This is a genomic window from Aureimonas sp. SK2 (assembly GCF_029813115.1).
Taxonomy (GTDB): domain Bacteria; phylum Pseudomonadota; class Alphaproteobacteria; order Rhizobiales; family Rhizobiaceae; genus Aureimonas.
In genome coordinates, this window is record NZ_JAPZDS010000003.1 from 262,187 (window position 1) to 286,890 (window position 24,704).

General features: G+C 64.1%; 32 protein-coding genes. 8 read left to right on the forward strand and 24 right to left on the reverse strand.

Translation table 11 applies throughout. The annotated features are described in order from the left end of the window. Positions 1-32 precede the first annotated feature (32 nt). Genes O5O54_RS06030 through O5O54_RS06050 form a run of 5 tightly spaced genes read left to right on the forward strand, consistent with a single transcriptional unit; the run spans position 33 to position 3,111 of the window. The gene (locus O5O54_RS06030; protein ID WP_279479867.1) at positions 33-626 is read left to right on the forward strand and encodes a hypothetical protein; all 594 of its coding nucleotides are present in this window, start codon (positions 33-35) and stop codon (positions 624-626) included. A 43-nt stretch (positions 627-669) separates the two neighbouring features. Further along, a complete protein-coding gene (locus tag O5O54_RS06035) occupies positions 670-1,305 on the forward strand; it encodes a hypothetical protein (protein ID WP_279479868.1) in 636 nt (211 codons plus the stop codon). Continuing rightward, entirely contained in the window at positions 1,302-2,084 is a 783-nt protein-coding gene (locus tag O5O54_RS06040; protein ID WP_279479869.1) for a hypothetical protein, read from the forward strand. The genes O5O54_RS06035 and O5O54_RS06040 overlap by 4 nt, the downstream gene beginning before the upstream one ends. A 40-nt stretch (positions 2,085-2,124) precedes the next feature. Further along, positions 2,125-2,322: a hypothetical protein gene (locus O5O54_RS06045; protein ID WP_279479870.1), complete on the forward strand. Its 198-nt coding sequence runs from the start codon at positions 2,125-2,127 to the stop codon at positions 2,320-2,322. A gap of 42 nt (positions 2,323-2,364) precedes the next feature. Further along, positions 2,365-3,111, forward strand: a complete 747-nt coding sequence (locus O5O54_RS06050) for a hypothetical protein (protein WP_279479871.1) — start codon at positions 2,365-2,367, stop codon at positions 3,109-3,111. Between the two features lie 319 nt (positions 3,112-3,430). On the opposite strand, the gene O5O54_RS06055 is transcribed toward O5O54_RS06050, so the two are convergent. From O5O54_RS06055 to O5O54_RS06105, 11 genes are all read right to left on the reverse strand, one after another. Beyond that, positions 3,431-3,769, reverse strand: coding sequence for a hypothetical protein (locus O5O54_RS06055; protein ID WP_279479872.1), 339 nt, complete (start codon positions 3,767-3,769; stop codon positions 3,431-3,433). Positions 3,770-3,772: 3 nt separating this feature from the next. Beyond that, positions 3,773-4,003: a hypothetical protein gene (locus O5O54_RS06060; protein ID WP_279479873.1), complete on the reverse strand. Its 231-nt coding sequence runs from the start codon at positions 4,001-4,003 to the stop codon at positions 3,773-3,775. A 1,078-nt stretch (positions 4,004-5,081) separates the two neighbouring features. Beyond that, positions 5,082-5,336 (reverse strand): XRE family transcriptional regulator, encoded by a 255-nt coding sequence (locus O5O54_RS06065; protein ID WP_279479874.1) that lies wholly within the window; start codon positions 5,334-5,336, stop codon positions 5,082-5,084. After that, positions 5,336-6,127: a PcfJ domain-containing protein gene (locus tag O5O54_RS06070; protein ID WP_279479876.1), complete on the reverse strand. Its 792-nt coding sequence runs from the start codon at positions 6,125-6,127 to the stop codon at positions 5,336-5,338. Before O5O54_RS06070 ends, O5O54_RS06065 begins: the two co-directional genes overlap by 1 nt. A 74-nt stretch (positions 6,128-6,201) precedes the next feature. Then, complete coding sequence (locus O5O54_RS06075; RefSeq protein WP_279479877.1) at positions 6,202-6,948, reverse strand: hypothetical protein; 747 nt, start codon at positions 6,946-6,948, stop codon at positions 6,202-6,204. Continuing rightward, positions 6,945-7,556 carry a hypothetical protein gene (locus O5O54_RS06080; protein WP_279479878.1) on the reverse strand — a complete coding sequence of 204 codons (612 nt, stop codon included), beginning with the start codon at positions 7,554-7,556 and terminating at the stop codon, positions 6,945-6,947. Before O5O54_RS06080 ends, O5O54_RS06075 begins: the two co-directional genes overlap by 4 nt. Positions 7,557-7,649: 93 nt before the next feature. After that, a complete protein-coding gene (locus O5O54_RS06085; protein ID WP_279479879.1) occupies positions 7,650-7,901 on the reverse strand; it encodes a hypothetical protein in 252 nt (83 codons plus the stop codon). A gap of 169 nt (positions 7,902-8,070) precedes the next feature. Beyond that, complete coding sequence (locus O5O54_RS06090) at positions 8,071-8,526, reverse strand: hypothetical protein (RefSeq protein WP_279479880.1); 456 nt, start codon at positions 8,524-8,526, stop codon at positions 8,071-8,073. 46 nt (positions 8,527-8,572) lie between these two features. Further along, complete coding sequence (locus O5O54_RS06095; protein ID WP_279479881.1) at positions 8,573-9,835, reverse strand: Y-family DNA polymerase; 1,263 nt, start codon at positions 9,833-9,835, stop codon at positions 8,573-8,575. Continuing rightward, positions 9,832-10,269: a LexA family transcriptional regulator gene (locus O5O54_RS06100; protein WP_279479882.1), complete on the reverse strand. Its 438-nt coding sequence runs from the start codon at positions 10,267-10,269 to the stop codon at positions 9,832-9,834. The genes O5O54_RS06095 and O5O54_RS06100 overlap by 4 nt, the downstream gene beginning before the upstream one ends. Before the next feature lie 163 nt (positions 10,270-10,432). Continuing rightward, on the reverse strand, positions 10,433-11,524 hold the full coding sequence (locus O5O54_RS06105; protein WP_279479883.1) for a PIN domain-containing protein: 1,092 nt from the start codon (positions 11,522-11,524) through the stop codon (positions 10,433-10,435). Between the two features lie 93 nt (positions 11,525-11,617). On the opposite strand from O5O54_RS06105, the gene O5O54_RS06110 reads away from it, so the two are divergent. From O5O54_RS06110 to O5O54_RS06120, 3 genes are all read left to right on the forward strand, one after another. Continuing rightward, entirely contained in the window at positions 11,618-11,995 is a 378-nt protein-coding gene (locus O5O54_RS06110) for a hypothetical protein (RefSeq protein WP_279479884.1), read from the forward strand. Positions 11,996-12,000: 5 nt separating this feature from the next. Further along, positions 12,001-12,408 carry a hypothetical protein gene (locus O5O54_RS06115; RefSeq protein ID WP_279479885.1) on the forward strand — a complete coding sequence of 136 codons (408 nt, stop codon included), beginning with the start codon at positions 12,001-12,003 and terminating at the stop codon, positions 12,406-12,408. Between the two features lie 262 nt (positions 12,409-12,670). Next, complete coding sequence (locus O5O54_RS06120; RefSeq protein ID WP_279479886.1) at positions 12,671-15,862, forward strand: metallophosphoesterase; 3,192 nt, start codon at positions 12,671-12,673, stop codon at positions 15,860-15,862. A 97-nt stretch (positions 15,863-15,959) separates the two neighbouring features. On the opposite strand, the gene O5O54_RS06125 is transcribed toward O5O54_RS06120, so the two are convergent. The 13 genes from O5O54_RS06125 to O5O54_RS06185 all read right to left on the reverse strand — a co-directional run bounded on the left by O5O54_RS06125 (position 15,960) and on the right by O5O54_RS06185 (position 24,640). Next, positions 15,960-16,868, reverse strand: coding sequence for a heparin lyase I family protein (locus O5O54_RS06125; RefSeq protein ID WP_279479887.1), 909 nt, complete (start codon positions 16,866-16,868; stop codon positions 15,960-15,962). A gap of 63 nt (positions 16,869-16,931) precedes the next feature. Next, positions 16,932-17,081, reverse strand: coding sequence for a hypothetical protein (locus tag O5O54_RS06130; protein ID WP_279479888.1), 150 nt, complete (start codon positions 17,079-17,081; stop codon positions 16,932-16,934). Next, a complete protein-coding gene (locus O5O54_RS06135; RefSeq protein ID WP_279479889.1) occupies positions 17,078-17,320 on the reverse strand; it encodes a hypothetical protein in 243 nt (80 codons plus the stop codon). The genes O5O54_RS06130 and O5O54_RS06135 overlap by 4 nt, the downstream gene beginning before the upstream one ends. Before the next feature lie 12 nt (positions 17,321-17,332). Beyond that, a complete protein-coding gene (locus O5O54_RS06140; protein WP_279479890.1) occupies positions 17,333-17,797 on the reverse strand; it encodes a hypothetical protein in 465 nt (154 codons plus the stop codon). Beyond that, a complete protein-coding gene (locus tag O5O54_RS06145; protein WP_279479891.1) occupies positions 17,794-18,765 on the reverse strand; it encodes a PcfJ domain-containing protein in 972 nt (323 codons plus the stop codon). The genes O5O54_RS06140 and O5O54_RS06145 overlap by 4 nt, the downstream gene beginning before the upstream one ends. 4 nt (positions 18,766-18,769) lie before the next feature. Continuing rightward, on the reverse strand, positions 18,770-19,375 hold the full coding sequence (locus O5O54_RS06150; protein WP_279479892.1) for a hypothetical protein: 606 nt from the start codon (positions 19,373-19,375) through the stop codon (positions 18,770-18,772). Between the two features lie 27 nt (positions 19,376-19,402). After that, positions 19,403-20,158 carry a hypothetical protein gene (locus O5O54_RS06155; protein WP_279479893.1) on the reverse strand — a complete coding sequence of 252 codons (756 nt, stop codon included), beginning with the start codon at positions 20,156-20,158 and terminating at the stop codon, positions 19,403-19,405. Positions 20,159-20,292: 134 nt separating this feature from the next. Next, the gene (locus O5O54_RS06160; protein ID WP_279479894.1) at positions 20,293-20,787 is read right to left on the reverse strand and encodes a hypothetical protein; all 495 of its coding nucleotides are present in this window, start codon (positions 20,785-20,787) and stop codon (positions 20,293-20,295) included. A 75-nt stretch (positions 20,788-20,862) separates the two neighbouring features. Continuing rightward, entirely contained in the window at positions 20,863-21,564 is a 702-nt protein-coding gene (locus O5O54_RS06165; RefSeq protein WP_279479895.1) for a GcrA family cell cycle regulator, read from the reverse strand. Positions 21,565-21,590: 26 nt separating this feature from the next. After that, entirely contained in the window at positions 21,591-22,001 is a 411-nt protein-coding gene (locus tag O5O54_RS06170; protein WP_279479896.1) for a hypothetical protein, read from the reverse strand. Further along, complete coding sequence (locus O5O54_RS06175) at positions 21,998-22,225, reverse strand: hypothetical protein (protein WP_279479897.1); 228 nt, start codon at positions 22,223-22,225, stop codon at positions 21,998-22,000. Before O5O54_RS06175 ends, O5O54_RS06170 begins: the two co-directional genes overlap by 4 nt. Next, a complete protein-coding gene (locus O5O54_RS06180) occupies positions 22,222-23,748 on the reverse strand; it encodes a hypothetical protein (protein ID WP_279479898.1) in 1,527 nt (508 codons plus the stop codon). The genes O5O54_RS06175 and O5O54_RS06180 overlap by 4 nt, the downstream gene beginning before the upstream one ends. Position 23,749: 1 nt before the next feature. After that, a complete protein-coding gene (locus O5O54_RS06185; RefSeq protein WP_279479899.1) occupies positions 23,750-24,640 on the reverse strand; it encodes a 3'-5' exonuclease in 891 nt (296 codons plus the stop codon). Positions 24,641-24,704: the final 64 nt, after the last annotated feature.

Genomic DNA, 24,704 nt, shown 5'->3' on the forward strand with positions numbered 1-24,704 from the left:
CCTGCCCGAAGTCTCTCAGAGACCCAGATGTCATGACCAGCCGCCTCCTCGCCGCCGCCGCATTCCTGCACCCCGCCGGCCGTCCGGACGTTTGCCTCGCTCTCCGAGAAGCGGACGCGTCGGGAGTTCGGCCGCCCTGGATCGTCCAGCGCGTTTTCGTCTGCCTGTCCCTCTGGCCGCTCCTCGTCGAGTGCCATGCGCTCGCGCTCGACCGGGCGCGTTTCGATCCAGCGTTCAATGCCGAACTCCTCGACACGCTGGCGGAAGTGTTCGGGCTTCCCGGCATCGAAGACGATCCCTTTCCGCCGATCGCGGCGCTTGCTGGGGAGATGCTGGGCTTCGCATGGCACGTCGCCGATCTCGGCTACGCACCGTACCCGATGGTCACGCAGTGCGTCGCCCGGTTTGGCCAGGTCTACGGCCAGAAGGGTTGGATGCGGGTCGACTGGCACGACGTCGATCCGGACCAGACGCTGCCTCTCGCTGGCCGCAAGGAGATGAGGCGTGTGTCGAAGCGTCTTCTTGCGAATGCAGACATTCCAGGAGCCGCGGACGAACTGGCCAGCACGGTCGCTCGAGCCCTCGTCGATCTGGTGGCAATCAAACGCATGAGGGACGCGGCTTAGCCGCTCGCTCCCTCAACCCCTTTCTCGATCAAGGGTCGGGCATATGACCACGCCTCTCCTGCCGCCGAATGTCGAAGTCCGCCTGAACGTCGGAATCTGGTTCTCCCACGATGAAGGCTTGGGGGAGATCGCCGCCGCGATCGCCCGCCGCAAGTCTTTGCAGACTGTGAGCGTCAGACTGCCCGCCGACGACGGACATATGCTCAGGACGGGCGGCTTTACGTTCGTCCGCAAGCTCGACGGAATCTGGAATGTGAAGATGGATATTGGCGACGACTCGACGCGGGCCACCTCGACCAAGACCGAGGGACCGGGCGTTGCGTTGGCGGAGGTGTGCGCCGCCGTTGCGGGTAAGCTGTTCGCTACCGATCTCGCACAGCCGCCCAAGAGATACCTTCTTCGGCTGGAACGCGAATACGGCCCGATCGAAAAGGTCGCGACTGAAGAGCACCGGCGGCCCCCGGATATCGAGCAGCTGCTTGCTCGTCACGGCTGGCAGCTGACGAAAGCTGCCCCGCCGCAGCGAGACCGTTACGGCAACGTCTTCCGATTCAAGCCAATGCTCAGGCCTGACGGCGCATACGCAATTATAACCGAGGAAGTACGGGAGCCGGGTCGGGGGTTTTTGACCGAGGTCGTCGTGGAGCCGATCGGTACGCTGGCGGAAGACCCGCTATGACCGGTATCGCAGAGATCACCCCGTACCGCTACCGCATCCTCTGCCGCGTCCGCGCCTACTCGCTCGCCGGCAGGAATCAGATCAGCGGCTGGTCCCCATTCATGGCCGCTGCATACGATTGGCTCGAGCAGCGCGGCCTGATCGAGAACCGCCCGGTCGAGCGGCTGGCGAAGTTCGGCATCGTGTCTTCCGAGTATGCCACGACCGCTAGCGGAGAGGATGCGATCAAGGCCATCCGGGCAGATGGGAGGATCGACCGCACATTGGCGCAGCAGGATCGTATCCGCCAGTTCCTCGAGCGGTTCGGCGAATACACGGTGACCTGCTCGAAGGGCGACGTCCCGTCTATCGATGTCCGGATCCGGGGCGGTCGCATGGACACGTTCTACGCCCCCAGGTCCGCCCGCCTCCGCTACGACGAGGACGCGTATGCCGAAGCCGGCCGGCTTCTCGGGTCGAACGTCGTCCGCATCTGGAAGGACGTCGACGTCCTTGCCCTTCGAGACGACGCGTCAGTGCTGCCCGGCGGCGAGGTCCTGCATCGCGTGCAGGGTATCGAGCACTGCTGGCGGAGGCCGTTGCGGCGCCAGGACCCGGCAGTCACGACAATCTTCCTGATCCGGTCGATCGTCGACGACGTCTGGATCTCCGCGCCGACCGAGAGGGCCGTGAAGTTGCGGTTGAAGAAGCACGTGCCTGTTGAGACCGCGCCGACCTCGCCAGCGCCGCGAACGGCAGAGGACGACATCGACGACGCGGCGCTGGCCGACGGCTTCTGACGCACCAGTTCGAAGATCGAGATTTCGTCGAGGAGCAACCGTGAATTCGAGCGCCGCCCTTTACCACGCTGCCCTAGCTGAAGCTTACCGCCGGACGCGAGGCCATTATCCAGCTCTCGACGGTCTCGATCTCGACGATCTCGTTGTCCTGTTCGATACCGACGAGGCGCTCGTGCTGGCCATCGCCGATCTGGAATACGAGGACATCGAGCCGATCATGCCGTTCACCCTCCAGTAAGGCAGTCCGTCGATCCTTGCTGCAGGATCGATAGGACGGACGATGACGACCGAAGTCGAATACGACTACGCACTTCTCCGGCGGATCGCCGATCATGGCTTCGATTCCGGCCACGAGCTGCCCCGCTCCGCCCGGTTCCGGGACCGCTTTACCGACATGCATCGCAAGGGGTGGATCCACCCGAAGACCAGCAGTTCAGTCCTGACGACGGCGGGCCGCAACGCGCTCGCCTTGATGGACGCCGACCCTAGGCTAGACCACGACCGCATCGGCAGGTCGCTCGACATCGAGAATCGCATCGAGGAGCACGTGGCGGTGATAGACCCTTGGCTCGACACGGCTTTCGCGCCTGCCGAGCCTGGGACTGCCGCCGCCATGGTTGTACGCCGAGGGCGAGACCTCTTCGGCGTACACGTGTCGTACCACCTCGAGACCGTCGAGGAAGCCGAGGAGATCATGGAGGGAACCGAGATCTACGTCGACTTCTTCATGCCGCTCGCCGTCGACCAGGTCAGGCGCGCCGGCGTAGACATTCTGAAGTTCGTCGGCCTGATCGCACGACCGAAGGGGGACACGCACCGCTACCCCCGCCTCGCGGAAGAACGCTTCCACGCCCTTCTGCATCCCGTCCACGGCGTCTGGCTTCGAGCTCCCAGCCTGCGGGCCCTCACGAAGATCGCCGCGGACTACGAGCCGCCGCCAGCGCCAATCGAGGAACCGTCCGAACTGACGGCCGCCGAGATCGAGCAAGACGGCAGGGACGCCCCGGCGTACGCGTACGGGTTCTGACGCGCATCCGGTCCGGAACGCAGTCCTACTGCCTTCCTGCGCAGCCTCAGACACCTGCACGTGCCTGCCTCCCGGCAGGCGCCTGCACCGTATCCACCACTATATACAATCCGTCCCTCGAAGCACCGCCGCCCGCCCCGCACGCAACCGCATGCTGGATGCACACACCCGACGCCGGCATCCCTCTTCCGTGTCGCCGTCCGACCGTGCCGTATGCCATCTGCAATCGGACAGGACGTTGGCAGGATGCAATCGCGGCGGCAGCCTCTCCGCAAGCCGTTGCTGCCCGTCGCCCATGCATACGCCCATGCATACGAGCTCACCCGCGTCGTCTGCCCCGTTGCCTCGCCCTCATCTCGTCCCTGACGAAGTGGAAGACGATCCCGGGCACGGCCGTCGCGATCAGAGCGATCCCTGTCACGCTCCATAGATGCCACCGCTCCCGTCCGAGCCGTAGCTCGATCATGCCGATCGGCGGTAGGACGACTGAGACCGCGAAGAGGAACATCAAGAAGACGACCGCCAGCAGCAGCGTCGTCGAGAACGGAGCCCGGCGCCAGTCGTCCAGATACTCACGCCTCTTCCGGGAGTCGGTGCAGAACGCGACGAGGCCTCCCAACGCCATGACGCCGAACACGCCGAGCATGAGGAAGGCCATGTCTCAGCTCTCGACAGAAGTGTTGAACCGGACAGAAGCCCAAGCCAGCGTGCCCGAAGCAATCAGTACGGCGAGGGAGAGTAGCCCGCGCTCCTCGCCGATAGACACGCAGTTCTCCACCCGTCCGCAGGCCTTCACGACCTTCGCGTCGATGCGATCGAGGGTGCCGAGCCCAAGCCACATGAAGAAGCCGAAGACCAGGACAGGGACGACTCGGGTGTAGAAGGTCTGCATGCGGTTCCTCCAGCGACGTCGCCACGATACCGGCGGGACGGCAGGGCGCAAGGCGCCGTCCGGCCGACACGCAGCTGTGCCCTACCGACGAAGCCGCACACGACCAGGCACGATGCCATCGACAAGGCAGGCGGCGGCAGGGCGCAAGGCGCCGCCGCCTGAGCGCGCAGCCAGCTTCGCTGGAAGGCAGGCCAGGTCGCAGATGCGGCGAAGCTGTGCAGGATGCATACGGTCCAGACTAGCCGCTCCCGTCGATGCAGGGCGCCGACGGAAGACTCCGCTGCCGATGCAGGATAGGGCGCCGGGGCCAGGCTCCGCCCTCCTCACGCACGCCTTCACATATCCTGCGTGCGCCCGCGCCCGCCCGCACATGCGCCCGCACACCCCCGCCCGCATGCGCCCGTTCTCTATCCCGCCTGCGTCAATCCCCTGTCCGCCGCCGCCCTTCCAGCCTGCGTCCGCCTGCCCCATACGTCCGATAACGTTCGCTTATCGGACGTATGCGTTGAGGGGCCAATCGCCTGCGCCATAGGGGTTTCCATGCATGCGCACGCCTGTCCGCATGCGTTATCGGACGTATCCGGACCCCCGCCACACCCCATGCCGGCCGCCCTGGGGGGAGGGGGTTCGCCGCCGTGGCGGAGGGCACATGACCCCTCTAAAGACACGCACCGATTCTGAAATTCCGGGCTCCTCCCCGTGTGCGTGGCAAACGCTTTTCCCGTCTGCCTCCTGCACACGCGTCCCCCCGCCGCCGATCCGCCCCTTCGGCCGCCCTCTCCTGCCCCTTCGCCTTCCGTGTTTGCATGGAGCGATTGCAGTCGAAAAAACCTTCCGATTGCAGTTGTTTGCATGGGAGCCCGGATCATCAACGCCACAAGGCTTCCCGTCGCCCTCCTCCGGCCGTTTCCGGATTCCTCTGACTCGGTTTCCGTGACTCTCGGCTTGAAAACACGCGAAAACGGGGTGATTGCAGTTGTTTGCATGGGAGTCCGACGAGGCGAGACGTGAAACGGCCCCGGAGGAACATCCTCGGGGCCGCTGGTGGGTGTTCAGGCGTCGTGCCGCGAAAGGTGCGTCAGATGACAATGCCGGCCAGGAACGCCTCCAACTGATCACGGTCGAGATCGTCGAACTGCCCGTCGGTCAGCCGCCGGATCGTCTCCGCATCGGTCCCGGTTTTCGCCGCCACTTCGGCCGCATCGAGGCCCCTCCCCTCCATCTCGTCCAGGATGGCGATCGCGATGTCGGCCTTCCGCAGATGCTCGTCCGGGTCCGGGACACCGATATCGCGGAAGACGTTGCCGGTGCCGTAGCCGAGCGGCTTCTGCATCAAAAGTCGACCTTCCGCCAAGCGTCGTCATCGTCGATTGGCGGAACCGGCGGCAGCGAGCCCCCGAAAACGAAATTCCGGAGGTCGACGGTATGAAGGATGGCGGCGTCAGACGGCCTCGTGTTCCGGGGCCCGTATGCTTGTTCGATCGTCGTGCCGCGCATGAGGACGGTCATGTGCGACCTACCTTCGGGGTCGCGCAACGAGAAGACCGCGGACGTCGGCTCCAGGCCGTCAAAGGCAGGGCTGCCGACGCAATGCTGCATGACGCGGCCCTCGTCAACACGCTGCGCTTTCGTCCGCAGGTGCTGCCAGCTCCAACCGTCGTCGTAGCGATGGACTATATCTGCCGTCGGCGCGATGCTGGCGACACCGTCTTGCATCGACAGGTGCCATTCCCGCTGACGGCGATCGATCTCGTGGAAGGGCATTCGCAGAACTGCATCCCAGACCCGCGGCTCCGCGACCTCGACGTGCGCGAGCCAATCCCCGATTGGATCGAGATCCCACGCCGGCGGTATGTGCAAGACGTGCGCCTTCGCCGCCTCGGCCGCCATCCTGACGAGGCGAGGATCCTGCATGAAGATCGTCGGCGCCCGGGAGGCATACTGCTTTCCGTACGCATAGGGCTGACGGGCTTCCTCGAGGTGATGAGGATACGTTCTCATCCGGACCGCTTTTGCGATCTGTCGGGTCGTGTGCAGGACGACCCACGATTCTGCGAGGTCCCACGGCTCGCGCCATAGGCGGGAGTGAATCCAGAGGACGTCGGTAATCTTGGGCTCGGTCATCGTACAGGCCTTTCGCCATCCATCTCCGGCCCTCGGCCGGCATGTCCCGTCATACGCCGTATCGACGCAAGATTTTACAGGATCGATCTTCCCGGCTCGTAGGCTCCGATCCGACGGACGAGGCGCAGGAGCGCGGCGTCATGCTCGTCGCCGATTCTCGCGTTTCTCGGCCCAGCCTCGTTGCCGAGAGAGATTCGGCCTCCATCGACTAGGAACTCGACCGTCGCGTGCGAAATGCCGCCGGCGTCGCGGAGCGAGAAGATGATGCAGTCCGTGTCGTAGCCTCCGTGCCCCACGCAGTGCCCCATCGCCGCGCCCTCGGCATCGAGGAGTTCGGGCGTGTCGAGCAGTTGCCACGTCCAGCCGCCGTCGAGCCGGACGACGACGTGCCCAGGTGTTGCCGGCCTTTCGATCGTCCTGACGGCCGACTTCGCGATCCGGGCGTGCCGGCGCTCGGCGTGCACTCGGATCGCCGGCCACGACATGCGCGGAATCTTCAGGTAGAGCCTTGGGTCGCGTCCCTTCGTGCTCAGGACCCAGTCGCGGATCATTCGCAGATCGCTCGGGACGAACCGAAGGAAGTGCCCGGTCTCGACGACGCGACGATCCCATGCTGCGAGCTCCGGCGGCATTTCCGGATCAGGCTTCCGGATGCCGGGACCGGCGATGGTTGTCGGGATGAGACGCAGCCCGTATCGCCCTCGAGCCACGGCACGGCAAATGGCTTTCGCGACCGCAGCCGCCGTTGCCTCGTCGACACGGCCGTAGGCACGCATCACGCGGAACGCGGTCCGGATATCGCCGAGGAAGCGCTCCGTCACCGCTTCCGCTCCCGCAGGATCGCTTCCCACGCCGCTACAATCGCGGCGTCGAGATACTCCTGCGCCACCATCCGCTCCGCGACGCTCGACTCCGTCTCGATGCCGAAGACGGCCTTCATGACCGGCTCGTGGTCCGCTGGCGTAACTTTCCACTCCGGCCGCGCCCTTGTCCTCGTCAGTCCGAACGTCCGGATCCGGCCGACCGGCGAACCGCCGACACGCGTGACGACCGCCTCGACGGCGCGTTCGCCCTCGGGCATTGGCGCGTCCTCGACGGCGAGCATTGCGGCATGGCCGTGCCCAAACGTGCTTCGGACGGCAATCGTCCCCAGGGGCTCGTGCTTGTCGAAGCCGACGGCGTGCAGCTCCACGGAATAGTCGACGACGGGCGAGATCCGCTCAACCCGCACGATCGGTACCCACGTCACGTGCGGCCGATACCAGCCGGTGTGGTCCCCGGAGACGACGATCCGCATGTCCTGTTCGACGTCGAAACCGTCCCGGTCCAAACGCTCGACGAATGCGGCTACCGCCTCGACGACATCGGTCGCGACGTCGGTTTCGAACGCAAGGTCGGGCCGCCCCGACACGGTGAGGTGCAGTCGCATAGGCTCGTCCGCCATCGTGTTCCGGCCTGTGCCGTTCGAGAAGAAGGCTACGACGATGCTGGCGAGAAGCGCAAGGCGAACCCTGGTCGATGGTTACGGCTTCTTCGACTCCCGCAGGCGCTTCGCCGCCGCTTCGAACGCGTCCGCCAGTTCGACACGTGCCGCCTTGCGGTCATCGGTGGTTTCGCTCCGCATTTCCCGGATCGCTCGGTTCTTGGCGCTGTGATACCCCGCGGCCGAGTAGTTCAAAGCCGCGGCGACCATCGCGTCGACGAACTTCGGAGCGTCGTCGATCGTCATCCAGACGTCAGCCGTCAGAGATCCGTTGGACGTCCAGAGCGCCATCTTGCGGTCGTGGTAGTAGGAACGGTCCGGCTCGATCGGGCCGGATCCGAAGAAGTGACGGTGGGATGGATACGTCAGCAGAACCGAAATCGACGCGTCATTCTTCGATGCCATAGAATCCTCCGAAGCGTTCCTGCTCAGGATGGCAGGGTTCGGACGCTTCGTGGAGTCAGACGACGCCCCGCAGCTGCTCCCAGTTGTCTTCGTACCTGTCCAGCCATCCCGCCCCGCGATCGATCGCGACGCCGGTCCGATCATAGTCAGGCAGGAAACGGCGGAGATCGGTTGGATTCCGCACCCTTCCGCCCTTCCCTGGTGTCGAGAGCCATTTCGCATGAGATTCCCGGACTGCTGCCGCGACGACGGCGCTCCGCAGCACCCAGCACCGCGGATGCGCCTTCAGGTCCGCGCCGAAATCGACGAAACAATAGAAGAGCAGTTCGCCGACGATCCCCTCGTGCTTCCTGCCCATATGCCATCCGCCGTCGGACCCGATATCCCGCCGAGATTTCACTTGGATCGAAGCCAGGCGGTCTCCGACGGCGTCCGTGACCACGATGTCCGTGTTGGGCACGCCGACGGGCGCGAGCGCGGCGATGAAGTCCCTCCGCAGGAGCTGGCACATGACATAGTGCTCGCCGGCGGCGCCCGTGAGATTCATTCCGTCCTCCTCACCTCGCGACCGGGATCTCGGCCAAGCGCGTCGTCCATGCGGGGCTCTTCATCGCACGCTTCGTGTCGAACGATCGAGTGCCGATGCCTACCGAACCCAGCGCGACAGCTTCGCGGCCGAACCGGGCATTCAAGGCGTCCATCGCCGACATGAGGTCGACGCCGCGGCTGTCGATCGGTGCGAACATGTCGGTCTGCTCCCTGCCTGCGTCGCACAGGTCTTCGAGCATCACGCCGCACTTCGTGTAAATGCCGCCCGGCTGCCACATCGATTCGACCATCCGGGACGCCCAGCGGACGATCACCCGCGTGTCGTTCGTCGGCGGCGACAGGCGGCAGGACCTCTGGGCGCTCGGCGCGTTCGCCTTCCGCCCATTCCCGTGCGCGAAGCCGATCAGCCGGCCGGCGACGCTCCCCTGCTCCCGGATCTTCTCGGCCGCCCTCGCCGCCCGTCGCGCCATAGCTTCCCTGAGTTCGTCGATCGTCGTGACGGGCTCACCGAACATGCGCGTTACGGCCGTCGCCTGCCGCTTCTCGGGTTCGACCACGAGGTGCTCGTCGCCGATTCCATTCAGCTCCCGCACCAGGCGCTCCAGCACCACGGTGCCGACCTTCCGAGCTTGATGCGGGTCCATCACAGCCAGGTCGGCCGTCGTCCGAACGCCCAACGGATGGAGTCGCTCCGTCAACGCTCGTCCGATGCCCCAGACCTCTCCGACCGGCCACGTCATGAAGAGCCGCCGGCGCAGCTCTACGTCGTGGAGATCGACGACCGGGCCGAAGACCTTCTCGCCCGCCTTCGCCAAGGCGTTCGCAACCTTCGACAGCGTCCGAGTCGGCCCTAGGCCAATTCGCGTCGGCAGGCCGGTGTCGCGCCGGATCTTCGCGATCGCCGCGAAGGCAGTCCGCGTGTCGCCGAGGCCGTCCGGGAGGACTGGAAGGCGGAACCAGGACTCATCGATGCTGTAGACCTCGACCTGATCCGAGAACTCGCCCAGGACGGCGTTGAAGCGCCGGTTCATGTCGGAATAGAGCTCGTAGTTCGACGACCGCAGTTCGAACCCGTGGCGGTTGATCAGATCGCGCATCTTGAAGACCGGCGCGCCCATCTTGACCCCGAACGCCTTCGCTTCCGCGCTCCTCGCGATTGCGCAGTGGTCGCCGTTGGAGAGGACGAGGACGGGCACGCCCCGCAGCTTCGGATCGAAGACGCGCTCGCTCGACACGTAGAAATTTTCGACGTCGACCAGCGCCCAGGTCATCGTTGATAGTCCCGAACGGAGGCGCGGACGACGCCGAAAATCTCGACAGTCTCGTCGCAGATGCAGGTCGGGTACGTCAGGCGGCTGTTGCGGTGCTCAAGGTATGCGGTGCCGGACTTGATGCAGAGCTGCCGGCAGACGAAACCGCCTTCAACGGTGGCGATCACGATCGAGCCGTTCCGCTGTCGGGCATCTCGGTCGACGACGACGATGTCGTGATCCTCAATCCCGGCCTCGACCATCGACGAGCCCGATATCCGGAACACGAACGCGGCCGGCCGGTCGATCCGTAGGAGCTCGATCAGCGAGAGGGCGTCGTCTTCCCAGTCCTGGGCGGGGCTCGGAAAGCCGGCGCCGGCGGACGCGACGACGCGCAGGCGAAAGCCGGGCGGTATGGCAGTGATCGGATGGGGGCGGTTGGAGAGATGGAGCATGCTAGATTCCTAGGGCGCGACTCGGTCAGCCTAGCGATCGAACATATCGTGAACGTTGCGTCTGGGAATAGTGTCCTTAGGCGAACTCGGCTTAGGTGTGAAATCCGGGGATAAGGCGTGGTGGATGGCCGCAATCGTATCGGCGATTCCTCAGCGCTCCGCCTTAAAAGCGAGGCGGTTCTTTCACGTTCAGGAATGCATCCGTGATTTCGAGTTCGACGACATCGAAGGTGCTGCGATCGAAGGTCAGGACGACCCGTGCAGACGAGCGTCCAGTGAAATAGACCTCCTCGCGAGCCGAGGTCGGCGGCCTGTCAGGACCTTCGTCGTACTCAACCTCCTGGTTCCCCTGTACCTGCCCATCGGCAACCAGGATCCCGCTCAGGACGACGGTGTTGCCTGTCATGCTGATAACAACGAAATCCACGATATCGACCACGCTCTCAATGTCGAAGCGATCGATCGCGAGGTCCTCGTAGTTCCATCCTTCATACAGGATGACCTCGTCCGCGACGGCCTGGTTGAAGGCGTCGGCCAGCCGATACTTCGTATCCTCGTCCCGAAGGAACAGATCCTTCAACTCTTCAACTTTCGGATCGCGGAGCGTCGCAATGATGGACATGAAAGCTTCGAGACCCTGGACGGGATAGAGGTTGTCGAATTCCTTCACGGCCCGAAGCATCGCTTTGTCTTTGGTGACCACGTACATGCCGCCACAGAGTTCGGCGGAACGCGCTGCAGCGTTCAGGATGAAGTAGTCGGGGAACTCTCGCGATCCCTCCATGTCGAACGGCGGCTTCCGGGCGAAGTAATGCTCCAACGCCTCCTGTACGGTCTGTGGCCCGAGGCCGTGATCGACCATGCCGATCCGTCGCAGTATTCCATCGAAATGGCTCCTGGCAGTTCGTATCATACCGGCTTCGTCCAACGGCTCGACCGTCTCGCGTTTCGCGATACGGGAATTCCACTGGTTCTGCGTCCGGACCCATTTCTTGTGTTGCGCGGAGATTTCGCCGACTACCTCGGCGATCCCGCGGTCGATCTCCTTGGAAATTACTGGGTCGATGTGGATCCTGAGTTGGTGGGTAGATGCGACGTCGTAGAACGCGGAGAATAGCCTCGAACGCAGGTTGAAGCCGACCTGCCTGTAGATGTTGGTATCGATGAGAACGTGGCGGCTGCGAAGGCCGATGGACTGTGCAGGAAGATCCTCGACTTCGGCGATCACACTCGGGTCGATAGGTGATTCGATCATGGCTGTCCGCTGCCTCCTGCGATGCATGTCGAGGATGTAGCATTCGGGTGGGATTGCACACATGCTGTCCCGATTGCTCTGAAAGGATTGCCTATGCGCGCTGCCCTGGTCGCCCTCATGCTCGTCGCGGCCGGTCCCGCCGATGCAGCAACGGGTTGCGTCCTGCCGAACGTCGAGGTGAAGCTCCTGACCGGGAGCATCACGACACGGGACCTCGCCGCCATGTCGGACGGAGACCTCAAGACGTTCCTGCGGGGGTATGCCGACGGCCTGCGCACGCTGCCCTTCCTTTCCGTTCCAGCGGCGTGCGACGAGGCCGTGAAAGCCTGCCTCAAGGCGAGGACGGACGACGAGCGGGTCGTCGACCTGCGCCGGTTTATTGCGGACAACCCTGGAGACTTCGAAAACCCGGCCACAGTGACGGCCTACGAAGTCGTCCTCGCCGACTGCGTGCATGGAGAAGCGGAATGAGGACGATGCTTGCGATCGCCGTGCTGGCGATCGCGACCGATGCCGGCGCGGCATCGATGGTCTGCGAGACCTTCGGCGTTGGCGCCGACGGTCTGAAGGCCAACCGCCGCTTCGTCCGGATGACGACCGACGGAACCGATGGCTTCCTTGTCGCCCGCGCCGAGGGCAAAAGGCCGGCGGAAGATGCGGACACGGTGCGCTACGGGACGGTCTGGCGGTCCGACGACGGTCTGCGCGTGGTCGCCTCGTCGATATCGCGGCCTGCCGATAACTCGCTCGATTCGCCGGTTCGGCTGCTGGACGCCGATTTCGCACGTGGTAAGTTTCGCGAGGAGACAATGGGCGGGGTGATCGACCTCGACACCGTCATATCGGACGGCAAGGGCGGCCAGGAGTGCCGGCGTCTGGACTAACGGCGATCCCACCGATCGGCACGCCAAAATGACGTGCCAGGACGGCCGACTGCGCCGGAGTGATCGAGAGGCCGCCTTCCCGAGTCCGAAGCAGCGCGACGTGCAGCCGCGAGCCACGCGACGTGCTTGAACGACTGACTGGCGGAGTCATGCGGCCAAATGCCAGGCTAGACCGCAATGATTGTGGATGAAGGAAAATTCGTGGGCGTTAAACCGACAGTTGTACGTTGTCGAACCCGATGGGCGTCAATATCGTAACTGGATGGCTAACGGTTCCCTTTTTACGATCCTCCACATCAGCGACTTCCATTACGCCTCCCGTCGGAGCCGGGAACAGAAGCCGATCGTCGACGCCCTTGTGGCCGACCTTCGGAATATCTGCATAGGACACCGCAAACCGGATTTGGTCATGTTCACCGGCGACCTCGTTCAGGCCGCGGGGACAGATCTTCATGACGCCGCGTACGACTTCCTGCTGGATCGCGTTTCCAAAGCGACTGGATGCAGCGACGAGCGCATCTACATCGCAGCGGGCAACCATGATCTCTCCTGGGCGGGATTACAGAAGTTCGAGACGGAGACGCGGGAATGGCGAGCGCTGATCGGACGGCAGGACGAAACCGCGAAATTCAACGAGCTGCATGAGGCGCGAGCCTTCGACGCTGCCGTAGGCGAAAAGTTCGCGAACTATCTCGACCTCGAGAAGTATCTCAGCAAGGGCTTTCGAAGCAGCGCACGGCGCCTCACAAACGCGTTCGTTACGGTCGACCACATCGAAGCGCTGAACGTCGATGTCGTGACGTTCAATACGGCCGTTCTGTCTACCGGCGGCCATAAGGCGCACGAAAGGGACGAGCGCAACCTCGTCGTTCCAGAATACGCGGTCATGGATGCGATCGGCACCCTCGAGCCCGGCTCCCTACGCATCTTCGTGACCCACCATCCGCTGGTACATCTCAGCGAGCAGTCAGCCCGCTATCTTGAATCCGAGATCACCAAGCACGCGCAGATTCATCTGTTCGGTCACATGCACGATCCGCAACCGCGCAGCATTGTCGGGCTTCGTGGGGAGGTGCTGACTGATCAGGCGGGCGCTATCTTCACCAGCCGTAAGGAGTATTACAACGGCTACTCCCTGATCACGCTAGACCGCAGCAACGGTCACGCGGAGATCCTGGTCCGATCGTACTTCAAGGACCGCGACGAGTTCGACGAAGGCACCGACGTCGTGAAGGAGGGACGTTGGTGGCCTTCCCAGGCTTCACGCGAACATTTCCGCAAGATCGCGGCGCCAGTGGACGAGGTGGCGTTCCGAAAGCATCTATGCGGCCCAGCCTTGGAGGCGCTGCTCGCTCGCGAAAGCGAAAGTCAGGGCGACCTGGAGTTGCACGACCGGTTCGTTGCCCCGCCATTGAGACGCACGTTCATTCAGGAAGAAACCGGTGACGACACGAAGGTTCAAGCCGAGACGCCGGTTCAGTTCAAGGAGATCGTTGAAGGCGACGCGAACCTCATCCTCTACGCACGCGCAGAGTACGGGCGTACTACCCTCTTACGCGAACTTCGCTACCGCCTACTCAGTGATGCGACGGCGGTAAGGTTTCCACGGGTACCGGTCCTGATTGAATTCGCCGACATCAGCGGGAACGCCGACAACATGCTGAGGAAGGCGAAGGCAGGGTGCGAGGAAACACCCGCAGCCAACGACCTCGAATCGCTCCTCAAGCTTGGTCACGCATGCGTCATGATCGACGATGTGGTGTTCACAGACGCCAAGCGCATGAAGGTCGTTCGCGACTTCGTAGAACGATATCCGAAGGCAAGATACGTCATCTCCAGCCCGCAATATTCGGCTACGAAGATGGGGGCGTCGATCGATCCTGAGCTGCCTGTCCGGTTCGAGTTCGTGGAGGTCCTCGAACTGCGCCGGAGCGACATGCGCCAGCTGCTTGTCAAAGACGATCGATGCACTGACGTCGAAGGTTGGCTTGACCGCCTGCAGGACGAATTTCGCGAGATAAACCTTCCGTTCACCGCAGCAAACGGCTCGATCCTGATCGAGATCCTAGCTGAGAAGTACAACTTCTCGCCCATCAACCGCTCCGTGTTGATGGAGCAGTTTGTGGATTCGACCCTCCGGAAGGCCTCGATCGACCAGAGTAGACGTGAAACGTTCGATTACACCAACAAGACCAGCCTGCTTTCATCGATCGCCGCTTGGATGGCGCGGAACGATGATTACGTCCCCAGCCGTGAGGCCGTCCGAGCTGAAATGAAGAGCTACATCGAGAACGTCGGTCTCGTCCAGCCGGTCGACGATCTCCTTGCTGAGTTCCTTTCGGCACGCATTTTCGTCGAACGGACGGATTCGAGGATCAGCTTCCGATACCGTGGTGTCCTTGAGTACTTCATCGCACTTCGCATGACCACTGATGCGGAGTTTAAGGAATGGGTCATCGCCGACGAACGATATCTGCGATACGTCAACGAGATCCAATACTACGCTGGAAAGCTGAGAAACGACGTCGGACTAGTTACGCTGATTGCGGAACGCCACAAAACGATCCTGGTCGAAACCCTAGCCGAGTTCGAATCATTGGACCTCGATCAGCTCGACTCGATCGTATTGCCAAGGGATGACGGGGACTCCGTTTCGGTCCTCGAACGGGAAATCGCGTCGCCGCCGCTATCTCAGGCCGAAAAAGATGCCGAACTCGAGACGGAGATACCGACCGATGCGGAGGATCGGCAGGAGGTCTTCCGGCCGAGCATAACGGAAGACGGCGACAAGGTCCTCCTGTCGCTCTTCCTGTATTCCGGGTTGATCAAGAACATGGAGTTGATCCCAGACGCGGTGAAGCGAGAGCATCTTTCCGAGATCTGGCGTGGTTGGGCGATCCTACTCGTCGCATCTCTAAGGCTCGCGCCGAGGCTCGCGACAGAGAGGAGAATCAGGATCAACGGTGCCCTGTACGAGGTCCAAGCTCCACACGGTATGAGCGATACGACGCTTCTCCGGAAGATGATGCTGTTGCTGCCACACATACACGTGAAGCTGCTGTCCGGCGCTTTGGGCACCGAGAAGCTCGAACGACAGCTGTCGGAACCGTCGCCGAACGAACAGCATGAGCCAAAAATTTATGACTTCTTCCGAACGAGCCTTGTCGCCGACCTGCGACTACCGGCGACCCCAGCCACCGCGACCGCACTGACGGAGAGGCTCCGGAACAATCGGTACCTGTTGTTGTCCTTCATCGTTCACTTGGGTGAACTCCGACGGCTCGATCGGGTTCGCAAGGATCATTACACGAAGCTGGAGGCGCCTATAGCCAGAGCGATCGCCGGCCTGCGCAGTTCGTCGCCGGAGGGTCGGAGAAAGCAGGTCGACAAGGAACTCGCTCGCCTCGCTCGCGAACGCCTAATGATAAAGATGAAGAAGGACCGGGAAGTTTAGCTTAGTTGCGGACGCGCCAGATCTGTGTCCAGCAGTACCGCAGGCGCCGGCGGGGTCCCCCCCCGCCGCCGCCTGCTCCTCTAGGTAATCTCGACGGTCATCCCTTCGCGTCCGCCTTCCGCATCTTCGTCACCATCAAATCGAGGTATTTGACGTTGGAAGTCAAATACTTGGACGTCTCGGCGCCGTATCCGTCCTTCACCGTGCTCTCAAGCTGGGACAGCTGCTTCCGGATCGAGGCGACGATGGCGTAAACGCCGTTCGTCGGCTCCGGCACGGGCACGGTCGGCGTCCCGACCACCACCGGCGTCGTGTTCGGCTTGTTGGCGAGGCCGACGTAGAGGTCGGCGACGTAGAAGCGCAACGGCGGATATCCCGCGTCGTCGAGCGCCGGCGTCGAGTTCAGGTAGCAGCCGATTTTGAAGTAGACGCTGGTGTACTTCTTCACGAACAGCGTGACGGCAGGGATGTCGATGATCTTGACCCCTTCCTTCCAGACTGTGACGGCGGAGGCCTTGTCGCCGGCGACGAACTTGATCGCAAAATCGAGGTGGAAGGGAGTGCCCTTCACGACGCCAGCGATTTCGATGTCCTTGTCGTCCGGGCCATGCGCGTTGATGCGCAGGTAGGCCTTGCCACCGTAGTAGACGATGCACAGGGGATCGAAGTCCCCGTTGAGCCACTGCCCGATCGTGACCTTGATCTTCTTCCCCGTGACGGGGTCGACGAGATCGGGAAAGTCGGCCGGGATCAGTCCCGTCCAGCCCCAATACGTCAGATCCTGCGAGCCAACGTCGTCGAGTGGGTCGTTGACGCGGAGCTCGGAGCGGTACTGGAAGTCGCCCTCGTCGCCGGCGACGGCGATGTCGCCCTCCTGCGCCTCGAATAGGGCGTAGGTCTTGCCGTTGATGACGACGTTGGGGTTGTAGCGGCCGGCGGCGTGGCACTGGACCACCGCGTTGATGATGCCGCCGACGTTGGTGACCTTGGGACGAGGAACGAGCATGAGAAATCCTTTCGAGATATCTTCGTTGGTTGTTTTACGCGTTGGCGCAGCAAGAGACGGCGTTCAGGCGAAGGCGCCGATCGTCAGGGCGACGACGACGGCGTAGGAGGCGAGGTAGCCGAGCCAGAACCGGGCGGCCGGGGGGAGGTGAAGGCGCGTGCGCATCATGCGATCGGTGCCGGCGCGGTCGCCGTGGGCGGGAACGGAGCTCACTGCAGTCCTCCCGTCCGCCTGGCGAGCGCGTCGGCCATCGCGCTTGCCCTGCGTGCGAGATCCTCCGCCCGTTCCTGGTGCTCCCCGCCGAAGGCTCCTGCGACCATGAGGTCTGCAATCTCCGAAAGGAGCGTCGCCATCGCCGCGTCCTTCGCCGCATGGGCGCCGGCGATCTCCAGCCTAGTCTCGCGGTGCTCAAGGAAGAGGCGCTTGATTTCCTCAGTCTGCGCCTTCGGCACGATCTGGAAGCCCTATTCGTCGAGGAAACGCAAGATCGCCTCGGCACGCGGGATGAACCAATGCCACTTCGGCTTGCCCGTCTGGTCGGAGACCCAGTATCGCGACGGGCTGTGCGAACCGTGCATCGATCCGAAGCCCTGGAGCTCGTCGATGTCGTCGCCGCCGCGGTTCGGATCGCAGACGACCCACATGCGCGCCAGCATCTCGACCTTCGGATTGACCTCGACGGGGGTGGGATCGACGATGCCCCAGAACTCGCCGGCGATGCGAACGAGGATCTGGCCCGGCATCAGACGGGCAGGATTGCGCTCGCCAAGGTGATCGTGAACCTCGACGTGGATCGAGGTCGGTCCTTCCTCGCCGAGGACGATGGCGGTCTCCGGCAGGCCGGCGAACGCGACGATCTCCTCGGCGGCCTCCAACGTGCCGTCGAACTTGATCATGGTGACGGCGCCGTCTTCGACGATGCGGCTCAAGGCGTTTCTCCTTCGATGTTCCATGCAACCGGCGGCATCATCGCGGGCCGGAAATGGGTAGTGACAATGGGCGGACCGGGGGCGCGGACCTTCCGGCAGATCGCATCTGAGACGATGGCGGAGGCCTCCTCCCTCGGGATCCACCGCGGCTCTCCGTACCGCGAGATCGCCGCGCCGACGCTCAAGGTCGCCTCGACGATGCGGGAAAGGTACCGATCGGCCGGCGGAGCGTTGGCGCGTCCGCGAGCCTGCATCCGGCGGGTGCCGGAGATCTCGATGGTGACATGCGGCCGGTGGTGGGGATCGCGAAGCGAGATGATCGCGCCGCCGCGGCGGTCCAGATCGTCGTAGGCGCCCTGGCCGACGCAGTGCCCCATTGCGTCGCCCTCGGCGTCACGCTCCGCGTCGGTGCGGACCCAGACCCACGACCATCCGTCGTCGTAGCGGTGAAGGACCGGGCACGAGGCGAGGTCGGCCGCGGCAGCCTCGGTCTTCCGCTTCGCGAGGGCGGCATGCCAGCGTTGCTGGGCCTGCCACATCGCTGAGAAGGCCATGCGTGGAACCTTGCCGTAGGCGCGAGGATCGGTCTGCCGAAGATGTACGAGCCAGTCGACGATCGCCGACATGAAGGCGCCGCTAATAGAAACGGCACCCCACTCCCGCTGATCGGCCGCTTCGCCACCTGTCGGAAAGCGAAGTCGGAATTCACGCATCTGCCCCACGACGAGGCGGTCCATCTCGATGAGAGGATCGGGAACCGTGCCCAAAAGCGGCAGGTCGCAAGTCCTGCGGTAGAGAACGTTGGTCAGGTACTCGGACCTGGCGATCGACTTCGCGAAGGCCTTCACGACGGCTACCGCGGTCGCCTCGTCATCGAGACGACCGAGCTGGGAGAACACAATTCGAATGTCCGCGAGCGGTCGCGGAACGAACGCGGCTTCCGGCTTCGGGGTAGCGACGTCGCTCAACGCCTCAGCCCTCCAGGACGCCGTGCCAATCCGCGGCGATCTCGCGGAGGTCTCGCTTCTCGATCGCAGCTGCCGCCATCAAGTCTTCGAGGCCCTCGTCGTCGTGACCCGGCGCCATCTGCCGATCCTTTTCGAGAGCGGCTCGTTCGATCGCTGCGCTCTCGGGTTCGATCTGCTGCGGCGGGCCGAGGTTCGGGAAGACAATCTGAAGGACCTCGGCCGAAACGCTCGAAGCCGGTCCGATCTGGACTGTCACGCCGGCGCCGGCAATCTTGACCGGCGGCGCGTCCCCTTCCGGCGCAACGACGGAGGAACCGAACACGCGGACCACCTCGTCTGCATGGGTAATCGTCAGAAAGCTCGTCGTCGCGTGCAGCCTGAAGCGGACCGACACGCCATCGGCGTCCTTGAAGCCACGGTAGAAGACGATTTCCGGCGGGTATCCAGCCTGGCGCAGATCGAACAGAAGGTTGTGAAACATCGCGTTGACTGCCTTCGGCGGCAGTCCGAGCGCGGCGGTTACCAGCGGCTCCCGGCTGAGGCGGTAGCAGTCGGTGTTCGTCTGGAGCGTATCCCGGCCAACGATCACAGGCTTCGGCATCTTCGTCATGTTCTCGGTTCCTGTTCGTTGGCAGTTTTACACTGCGGGGTTCTGAACGAACGCGGGGCCGGCGGTGACGCGGACGTGAGTCTTCACACCGACATCGCGACTGCCCCGCGTGTGCGGCCGGACGAACTCCACGTTCGCCCGCCGGATCCGCATGAATGCCCGAACCTTGTGCCACGAGACCCGCCGGCCGTCCGGCGAGGTCTGCGAAGGACGGGTGTCCGCATGCGCAGCAGCTGCCGTCTTCGTCAGTCGAAGCGTGCTGTAGGGCAACAGCCACGGCTTCCCCTTGCGAGCCCGAGCCGCGTTCAGCTTGCCGAGTTCGGCCGGCTCGCGCTCCGTCAGCCGAGGCGTTCCGACTGCGGCGCAGAACGCGAACAGCATGGCCTGGAGGTCCTCTGGCGTGCCGAACGTCGGACGCTGCGGTGGCACGAAAGGAATGGCAGCAGCGTCATTCAGTTCGGCGTCGGAGGCGACGGTCGAGAACAGCATCGAGCGAAACGCGAAGGAGAGCGTTCCGTCCGTCCGTTCCGGAATGCGACAGACGAGAACGCCCGATCCCTGCCTGCCGAGAACTTGATGCTCGCGCATGAAAGCTGGCATATCGACGTCGAGCATGGGACGCGTGTCGATCAGGACGCCAGCAGGACCCTCGGGCGTCTGCCACTCGATCCACACGACGTTGTGCGGCAGGAAGAGCTCCGACCTCGCCCGATGAAGCGCCGCGGGATCGGCAGCGAGATCTCGAACGAGATCCAGCGCCGACGGCGCGAGGACGAAGCGCACGAGGTCGTCGTGCAGCAGGACTTCGTGGACCCGCTGCCAGGCTTCCGGAGCCTCCTCGCCGTACCGGTCGCCCTCGTAGACGATCCGGCCGGCAACCTTCTGGCCGATGAGCTCGGCGGCAGTGTCGCAGAACATCAGGCCGCCTCCACCTGGGCCAGCGACGCTGCACCGATCAGATTGCGCATCGATTCCTGCATCGACCTGTGTCCAGCTCTGTGACCGACCCGGTACGCAGCCTTGGACGTCCTCTCGATGAGGGCGTGCTGCTCAGCGACGTACTGGACGGCGCACTCGATCGCGACGTAGCCGGGGATGAACATGTCGAGGTCGCTCGAATGCCACTCCCGGCTGCAGTAGCTGTCGTAGATCAGCACCGCACCGGTGTCGTGGAACGCAGACGGATCCCCGTTGTGATCATGCCAGTAGATCGACCGGACGACCGTCGTATCGTCGATGCGATGGATTCGCTCGCCCTCGAAACCAAGGTGTTCGGAAGGCGTGACCCAGCGCAGGTCCGCAGGAGCCTCCGACTTCTCGAAATACTCGGTGTTCCGGACGGCGAGCAGCAGCTGTTCCGCTCCCTCATCGGACAGGTAGGGCTTCGTCGTGACCTTGATGCTCTCTTCCATGGGAAAAGTCTCCGATGCTGGGGGGGACGGCGCTTCTGCGCTCTAATCTTGGCGACAGGATACGCGAACGAGAGACTACGTAAAGTACCCAATGATGAATGGTTCAGAAGAATTGCAGGCAGCCCGTCGATCTTCGGGCGGACGGTACGCCAAGGCCGCGTCCGTCTCGCAGTATGTCGCGCCGATGCTCCTGCTCTTCCCGCAGACGAGCTTCTCCGGAAGCGCGGCGTCCGCGGACCAGAGAGGCCAGCGGCACCCCGAAGCCGTGACGACGGGCCGGGCGTCCGCCGTCGGACGGAAAGCTTCTGCGAGAACTCGATCACGAGCCATTATGGCGTCGGCCTTCTGACGGGCAATAACGGCCAGCTCGGCGGCGGTGAAACTGCTTCTCACGAACGGCCGCCGAGGTTCCGCCGGCAGGACGGGGAGCCTGGACGGCCGCGACGGAGAGACCGGATGCGGTGCCAGCGTCCTGATCGCCGTACCGGCGCGGCGAAGGGATCGAAGGACGGCATGCTTCGGCACACCGAAGCGTCTGGCGATCTCGTCTGCGGGAACGCCGGCGCCGACAAGACGCTGCACCTCGACGAGCCGAGCGCCTGCGATGAGAGCGGTGTGCGGCTGGAAGCCGAGCGTGATGCCGCGCCGGTGGCAAAGGCCGATGACTGCGTTCCGGCTTGCGCCGATCTCCGCACCGATCTTCGATGCGCTCTTACCGGCCGCGGCGAGCTCGCGGACTTTCTCGATCACGTCTTCGGACCACGGAACCTGCGACATTGTGATTCTCCCTTTCGAGTTGGGGGTCAGTCGAAGGCGGCAATGCTGCGATTGCCGCCCCGCTCGTTGCTGGCGGCCCGGGGGGCGCCCTTCGTTGCCTTCCGGCCCGGACCGCGCAGGCGCGCCGTCGGACGGGGTTCCGGCTTCCGATCGAGCGTCGTGACGACGAAACCGTCGCGGATCACGAAGACGGCCTCGCCGACCGTGACCTGCCCGTTCTGCGGGGCGTCCTGATCGAACAGTTCCCTGAGGATCCGGCGGGTGATGTCGGCGATCGGGAAACGGAGCTCTGATGCGAGATGGAACAGGAGTTCCGGATCCCCTACTCCGCCGAGGCGGTCGCGGACGGCCTCGACTCCGATGCGCTGCGTCCTGTCGAGCCACCGAACGATGGCGTGGTCCGAGACGGTGAACCGATGCCTGGAGCCGGAGATCACGCCTCGGCTCCATCGATTCCGAGGAAGGACAGGTAGGCGTCCATCGCCTCGGGCATGCCGGCCGGAATGACGGGACCGAGCCGGCGTGCTTCGAGGATGCGGGCCCGGGCGATGGGGACGGTGACGCCGCCCTCCTCCGCGATCCTATCGATCGGCGTTCCGACGCCGGCGAGATACTGTGCCCGCTCAGTCTGGTGCGGCGACCAGTCGGGGTGCCCGGTCATGCCGCCCTCGCCCTGCCCAACGTGGCCTGCAGCTCACGCATCAGCCCGAGGGCCTTCCGCTCGACGGCGATCCGATGTTCCGCCGCCAGGATCTCCGCCTCGAGCGCAGTCCGCAGATCGCTCGAGGTAACGGACCGGTCTGCTTCCGATCGCGTCCGGGGCACGGGATGCCGGAGAATCGTCCGCCTCTTCTTCACGGCCGTTACCGTACGGCCGAGGTGATCGGCGATCGCCTCGAGCGTGGCGCCCTCGGCGTCGGCCGTGCGGAGATACGCGAGCTCGTCGTCCGTCCACCGCTCGTACTGCGTGGCACCGACCTCCGAAGTGGCGACGACGGGCATCTCTCTGATCTCCTCGCTGGCCGGAAGGGTGACGCCGGTCTCGTCCGCCTCGTGGACGACTTCCGCGACCGCATCCGGGATCTCGTCCACCTGTGAAGCCTGCAGATCGTGGACTTGCGGCTCCGGTTGGACGACCTCGACAGCCAGGTCGACGATCTCGTCCACCGGATCCGGATCGGGCTTCTTCGCGGGCGGCACGATGAGCCTCAGCGGCTCCGCATCCAGATTGCGAGGGGCCGGCAGCGGCATGTCGACGCCGTAGCGGCCAAGGCGCGATCCCTTTACGACGTTCGGCGTGCGCCCCTCTTTCGTGAGGAGACCGTCGATCGACCCAACCGACATCGGGACGATGCGTGCGATCCTGCTCGACGTCGCTCCGGTCGCGTGAAGCTCGAGGACACGTGCCTTGATCGCACCAGTCGCGTATCCAGCGCGGTAATCCGAAGTTTCCGAACGGTCGCGCTTCCGGATCAGCGCGATCTGGGTGTCGACGTCTCGGATGCCACGTCCGAGAATCCTCGCGATGTCTCTGGGATCCTTGCCCTCGTACAAGAGCTTCCGCAGCCCGGCCATTTCGTCGTCGGACCAGCCGCCGGCCGCCGATGTCCTCGCCAATTCGTCCTCCTGTCGTTTTGCGGGGGCGGCTTCAGGTGCGGCCAGACCGGCAGCTGCGCGGGACCGCTCGATCGCCCTGAAGGTCAAATTCATCGACGCGGCCTTTGCCTTCACGGACGCGTGCGAAAGATCGAGATCGCGGGCGATCGCGATCGGCCTCTCGCCTGCAAGCATCCGGGTGCGGATCGCATCTGTCTGCTCGTCGGTGAAACGGAACGCAGGGGCGGGCTTCCGGCGGTCGTTGAGGACCGTATCCGGGCCGATCTGGTCGGTGACGACATCGAAGCCCGCTTTCCTCAGGACGACGGCAGCGAGGTCTTCCGTCGTGCCGATCTGCTTCGCCAGCCGGGACAGGCGCCAGCCATCTTTATGCAACTCGACGATCCGCTCGCGCTGGAACCGGTTCAGTACCTGCGTCCCGCCAAGGCGAGACATGCGAGTGCGGATTGCACCGGCAGACACTCCGAAGAGGTCGCACACGACTTCGATCGGGGTCTTCGTTACGGCATGATGCCGAAGAAGGTCGTCCTCCTCCTGCGACCAGTCCTTTCGGGAGGCGCGGGGCATCTCACAAGGCCCCCGCTTCGGCAGCCTGCGCGTTGAAGACCGCCAGGACTATACGCGTCTCGTCTTTGGCGCAGTACCGATACTGCGACCGCCCATCCACACCGTACGCTTCCGCGAGGGCTTGGAGGTCGTATCGCTCGAGCCCCGGCTTCTGGATCTGCGCGACGATGCCGACGTCGACCTCGGCGACCCATGTCTTCCTGACGCCGAGCGCATCGAGCCAACGCGTCTCGAACACCAGTCCGTGACCCACGAGAACGGCGCCGTGCAGCGGTGCCGTGAAATCGGCGACGATGTCCGACCATCTCGGAGCGGACGCGAGCTCCTCCTCGAGGATGCCGTGGCGGTTCGCGGCAATTCGGCTGTACGGTCGGCCCTCGAGGTTGACGAGCGACTGGCGTACGTAGCCCAGGCCAGTCGCGGAATCGCGGCCGGCAATTCCGACCTCGACCACGCCGTCCGAGGTACGGAAACCGTTCGTCTGCAAATCGATCGCGACGACCGGCGGCCGATCTTTCAGGAGGTCCACGAGGTCGTAGTTCTCGCGGACCTCGACCCGCACGGTCGGTGCGGATCGAAACGGCGCGATGAAGGCTTCGTCGAGTGTGACGCCGGCGTCGGCGGCCAGCTTCTCGGCGATCGCCTTCCACTGCGTCGCCCCGGCAGCTTCCGTGCGGATCGCGAAGGCGCCGAGGCCGACGGAGGGCCCGTCCGAGACCTTCAGGGCTTCCGACGTGGCCTTCTCGGCCGTCTCGAGCTTCTTCTTCACCTCCCTCACGGCGCGGAGGCCGTCGGCGGGCGAGAGATCATTCATGACGGCGACGATCTCCGCGCCATGGCGGCGGATCAGGTCGGCGCGGATGGCGTACGCTTTCTGCGGATCGACGGGCATAGGCGTGCCTTCGTGTTGGGATATCGATTCTGATTCGTTGGCTCTTTTACACGCGACGTCCGTC

Bases quoted from the DNA above. Each gene is read 5' to 3' on its own strand.
- O5O54_RS06115 (WP_279479885.1), top strand. From the start codon at position 12,001: ATGCTTGCGATCGCCGTGCTGGCGATCGCGACCGATGCCGGCGCGGCA.
- O5O54_RS06180 (WP_279479898.1), bottom strand. From the start codon at position 23,748: ATGCCCCGCGCCTCCCGAAAGGACTGGTCGCAGGAGGAGGACGACCTT.
- O5O54_RS06085 (WP_279479879.1), bottom strand. From the start codon at position 7,901: ATGGCGCTCTGGACGTCCAACGGATCTCTGACGGCTGACGTCTGGATG.
- O5O54_RS06040 (WP_279479869.1), top strand. From the start codon at position 1,302: ATGACCGGTATCGCAGAGATCACCCCGTACCGCTACCGCATCCTCTGC.
- O5O54_RS06160 (WP_279479894.1), bottom strand. From the start codon at position 20,787: ATGGAAGAGAGCATCAAGGTCACGACGAAGCCCTACCTGTCCGATGAG.
- O5O54_RS06100 (WP_279479882.1), bottom strand. From the start codon at position 10,269: ATGCTCCATCTCTCCAACCGCCCCCATCCGATCACTGCCATACCGCCC.
- O5O54_RS06030 (WP_279479867.1), top strand. From the start codon at position 33: ATGACCAGCCGCCTCCTCGCCGCCGCCGCATTCCTGCACCCCGCCGGC.
- O5O54_RS06035 (WP_279479868.1), top strand. From the start codon at position 670: ATGACCACGCCTCTCCTGCCGCCGAATGTCGAAGTCCGCCTGAACGTC.
- O5O54_RS06125 (WP_279479887.1), bottom strand. From the start codon at position 16,868: ATGCTCGTTCCTCGTCCCAAGGTCACCAACGTCGGCGGCATCATCAAC.
- O5O54_RS06105 (WP_279479883.1), bottom strand. From the start codon at position 11,524: ATGATCGAATCACCTATCGACCCGAGTGTGATCGCCGAAGTCGAGGAT.
- O5O54_RS06165 (WP_279479895.1), bottom strand. From the start codon at position 21,564: ATGTCGCAGGTTCCGTGGTCCGAAGACGTGATCGAGAAAGTCCGCGAG.
- O5O54_RS06185 (WP_279479899.1), bottom strand. From the start codon at position 24,640: ATGCCCGTCGATCCGCAGAAAGCGTACGCCATCCGCGCCGACCTGATC.
- O5O54_RS06150 (WP_279479892.1), bottom strand. From the start codon at position 19,375: ATGACGAAGATGCCGAAGCCTGTGATCGTTGGCCGGGATACGCTCCAG.
- O5O54_RS06050 (WP_279479871.1), top strand. From the start codon at position 2,365: ATGACGACCGAAGTCGAATACGACTACGCACTTCTCCGGCGGATCGCC.
- O5O54_RS06175 (WP_279479897.1), bottom strand. From the start codon at position 22,225: ATGACCGGGCACCCCGACTGGTCGCCGCACCAGACTGAGCGGGCACAG.
- O5O54_RS06120 (WP_279479886.1), top strand. From the start codon at position 12,671: ATGGCTAACGGTTCCCTTTTTACGATCCTCCACATCAGCGACTTCCAT.
- O5O54_RS06065 (WP_279479874.1), bottom strand. From the start codon at position 5,336: ATGCAGAAGCCGCTCGGCTACGGCACCGGCAACGTCTTCCGCGATATC.
- O5O54_RS06055 (WP_279479872.1), bottom strand. From the start codon at position 3,769: ATGGCCTTCCTCATGCTCGGCGTGTTCGGCGTCATGGCGTTGGGAGGC.
- O5O54_RS06070 (WP_279479876.1), bottom strand. From the start codon at position 6,127: ATGACCGAGCCCAAGATTACCGACGTCCTCTGGATTCACTCCCGCCTA.
- O5O54_RS06060 (WP_279479873.1), bottom strand. From the start codon at position 4,003: ATGCAGACCTTCTACACCCGAGTCGTCCCTGTCCTGGTCTTCGGCTTC.
- O5O54_RS06110 (WP_279479884.1), top strand. From the start codon at position 11,618: ATGCGCGCTGCCCTGGTCGCCCTCATGCTCGTCGCGGCCGGTCCCGCC.
- O5O54_RS06095 (WP_279479881.1), bottom strand. From the start codon at position 9,835: ATGACCTGGGCGCTGGTCGACGTCGAAAATTTCTACGTGTCGAGCGAG.
- O5O54_RS06090 (WP_279479880.1), bottom strand. From the start codon at position 8,526: ATGTGCCAGCTCCTGCGGAGGGACTTCATCGCCGCGCTCGCGCCCGTC.
- O5O54_RS06080 (WP_279479878.1), bottom strand. From the start codon at position 7,556: ATGCGACTGCACCTCACCGTGTCGGGGCGGCCCGACCTTGCGTTCGAA.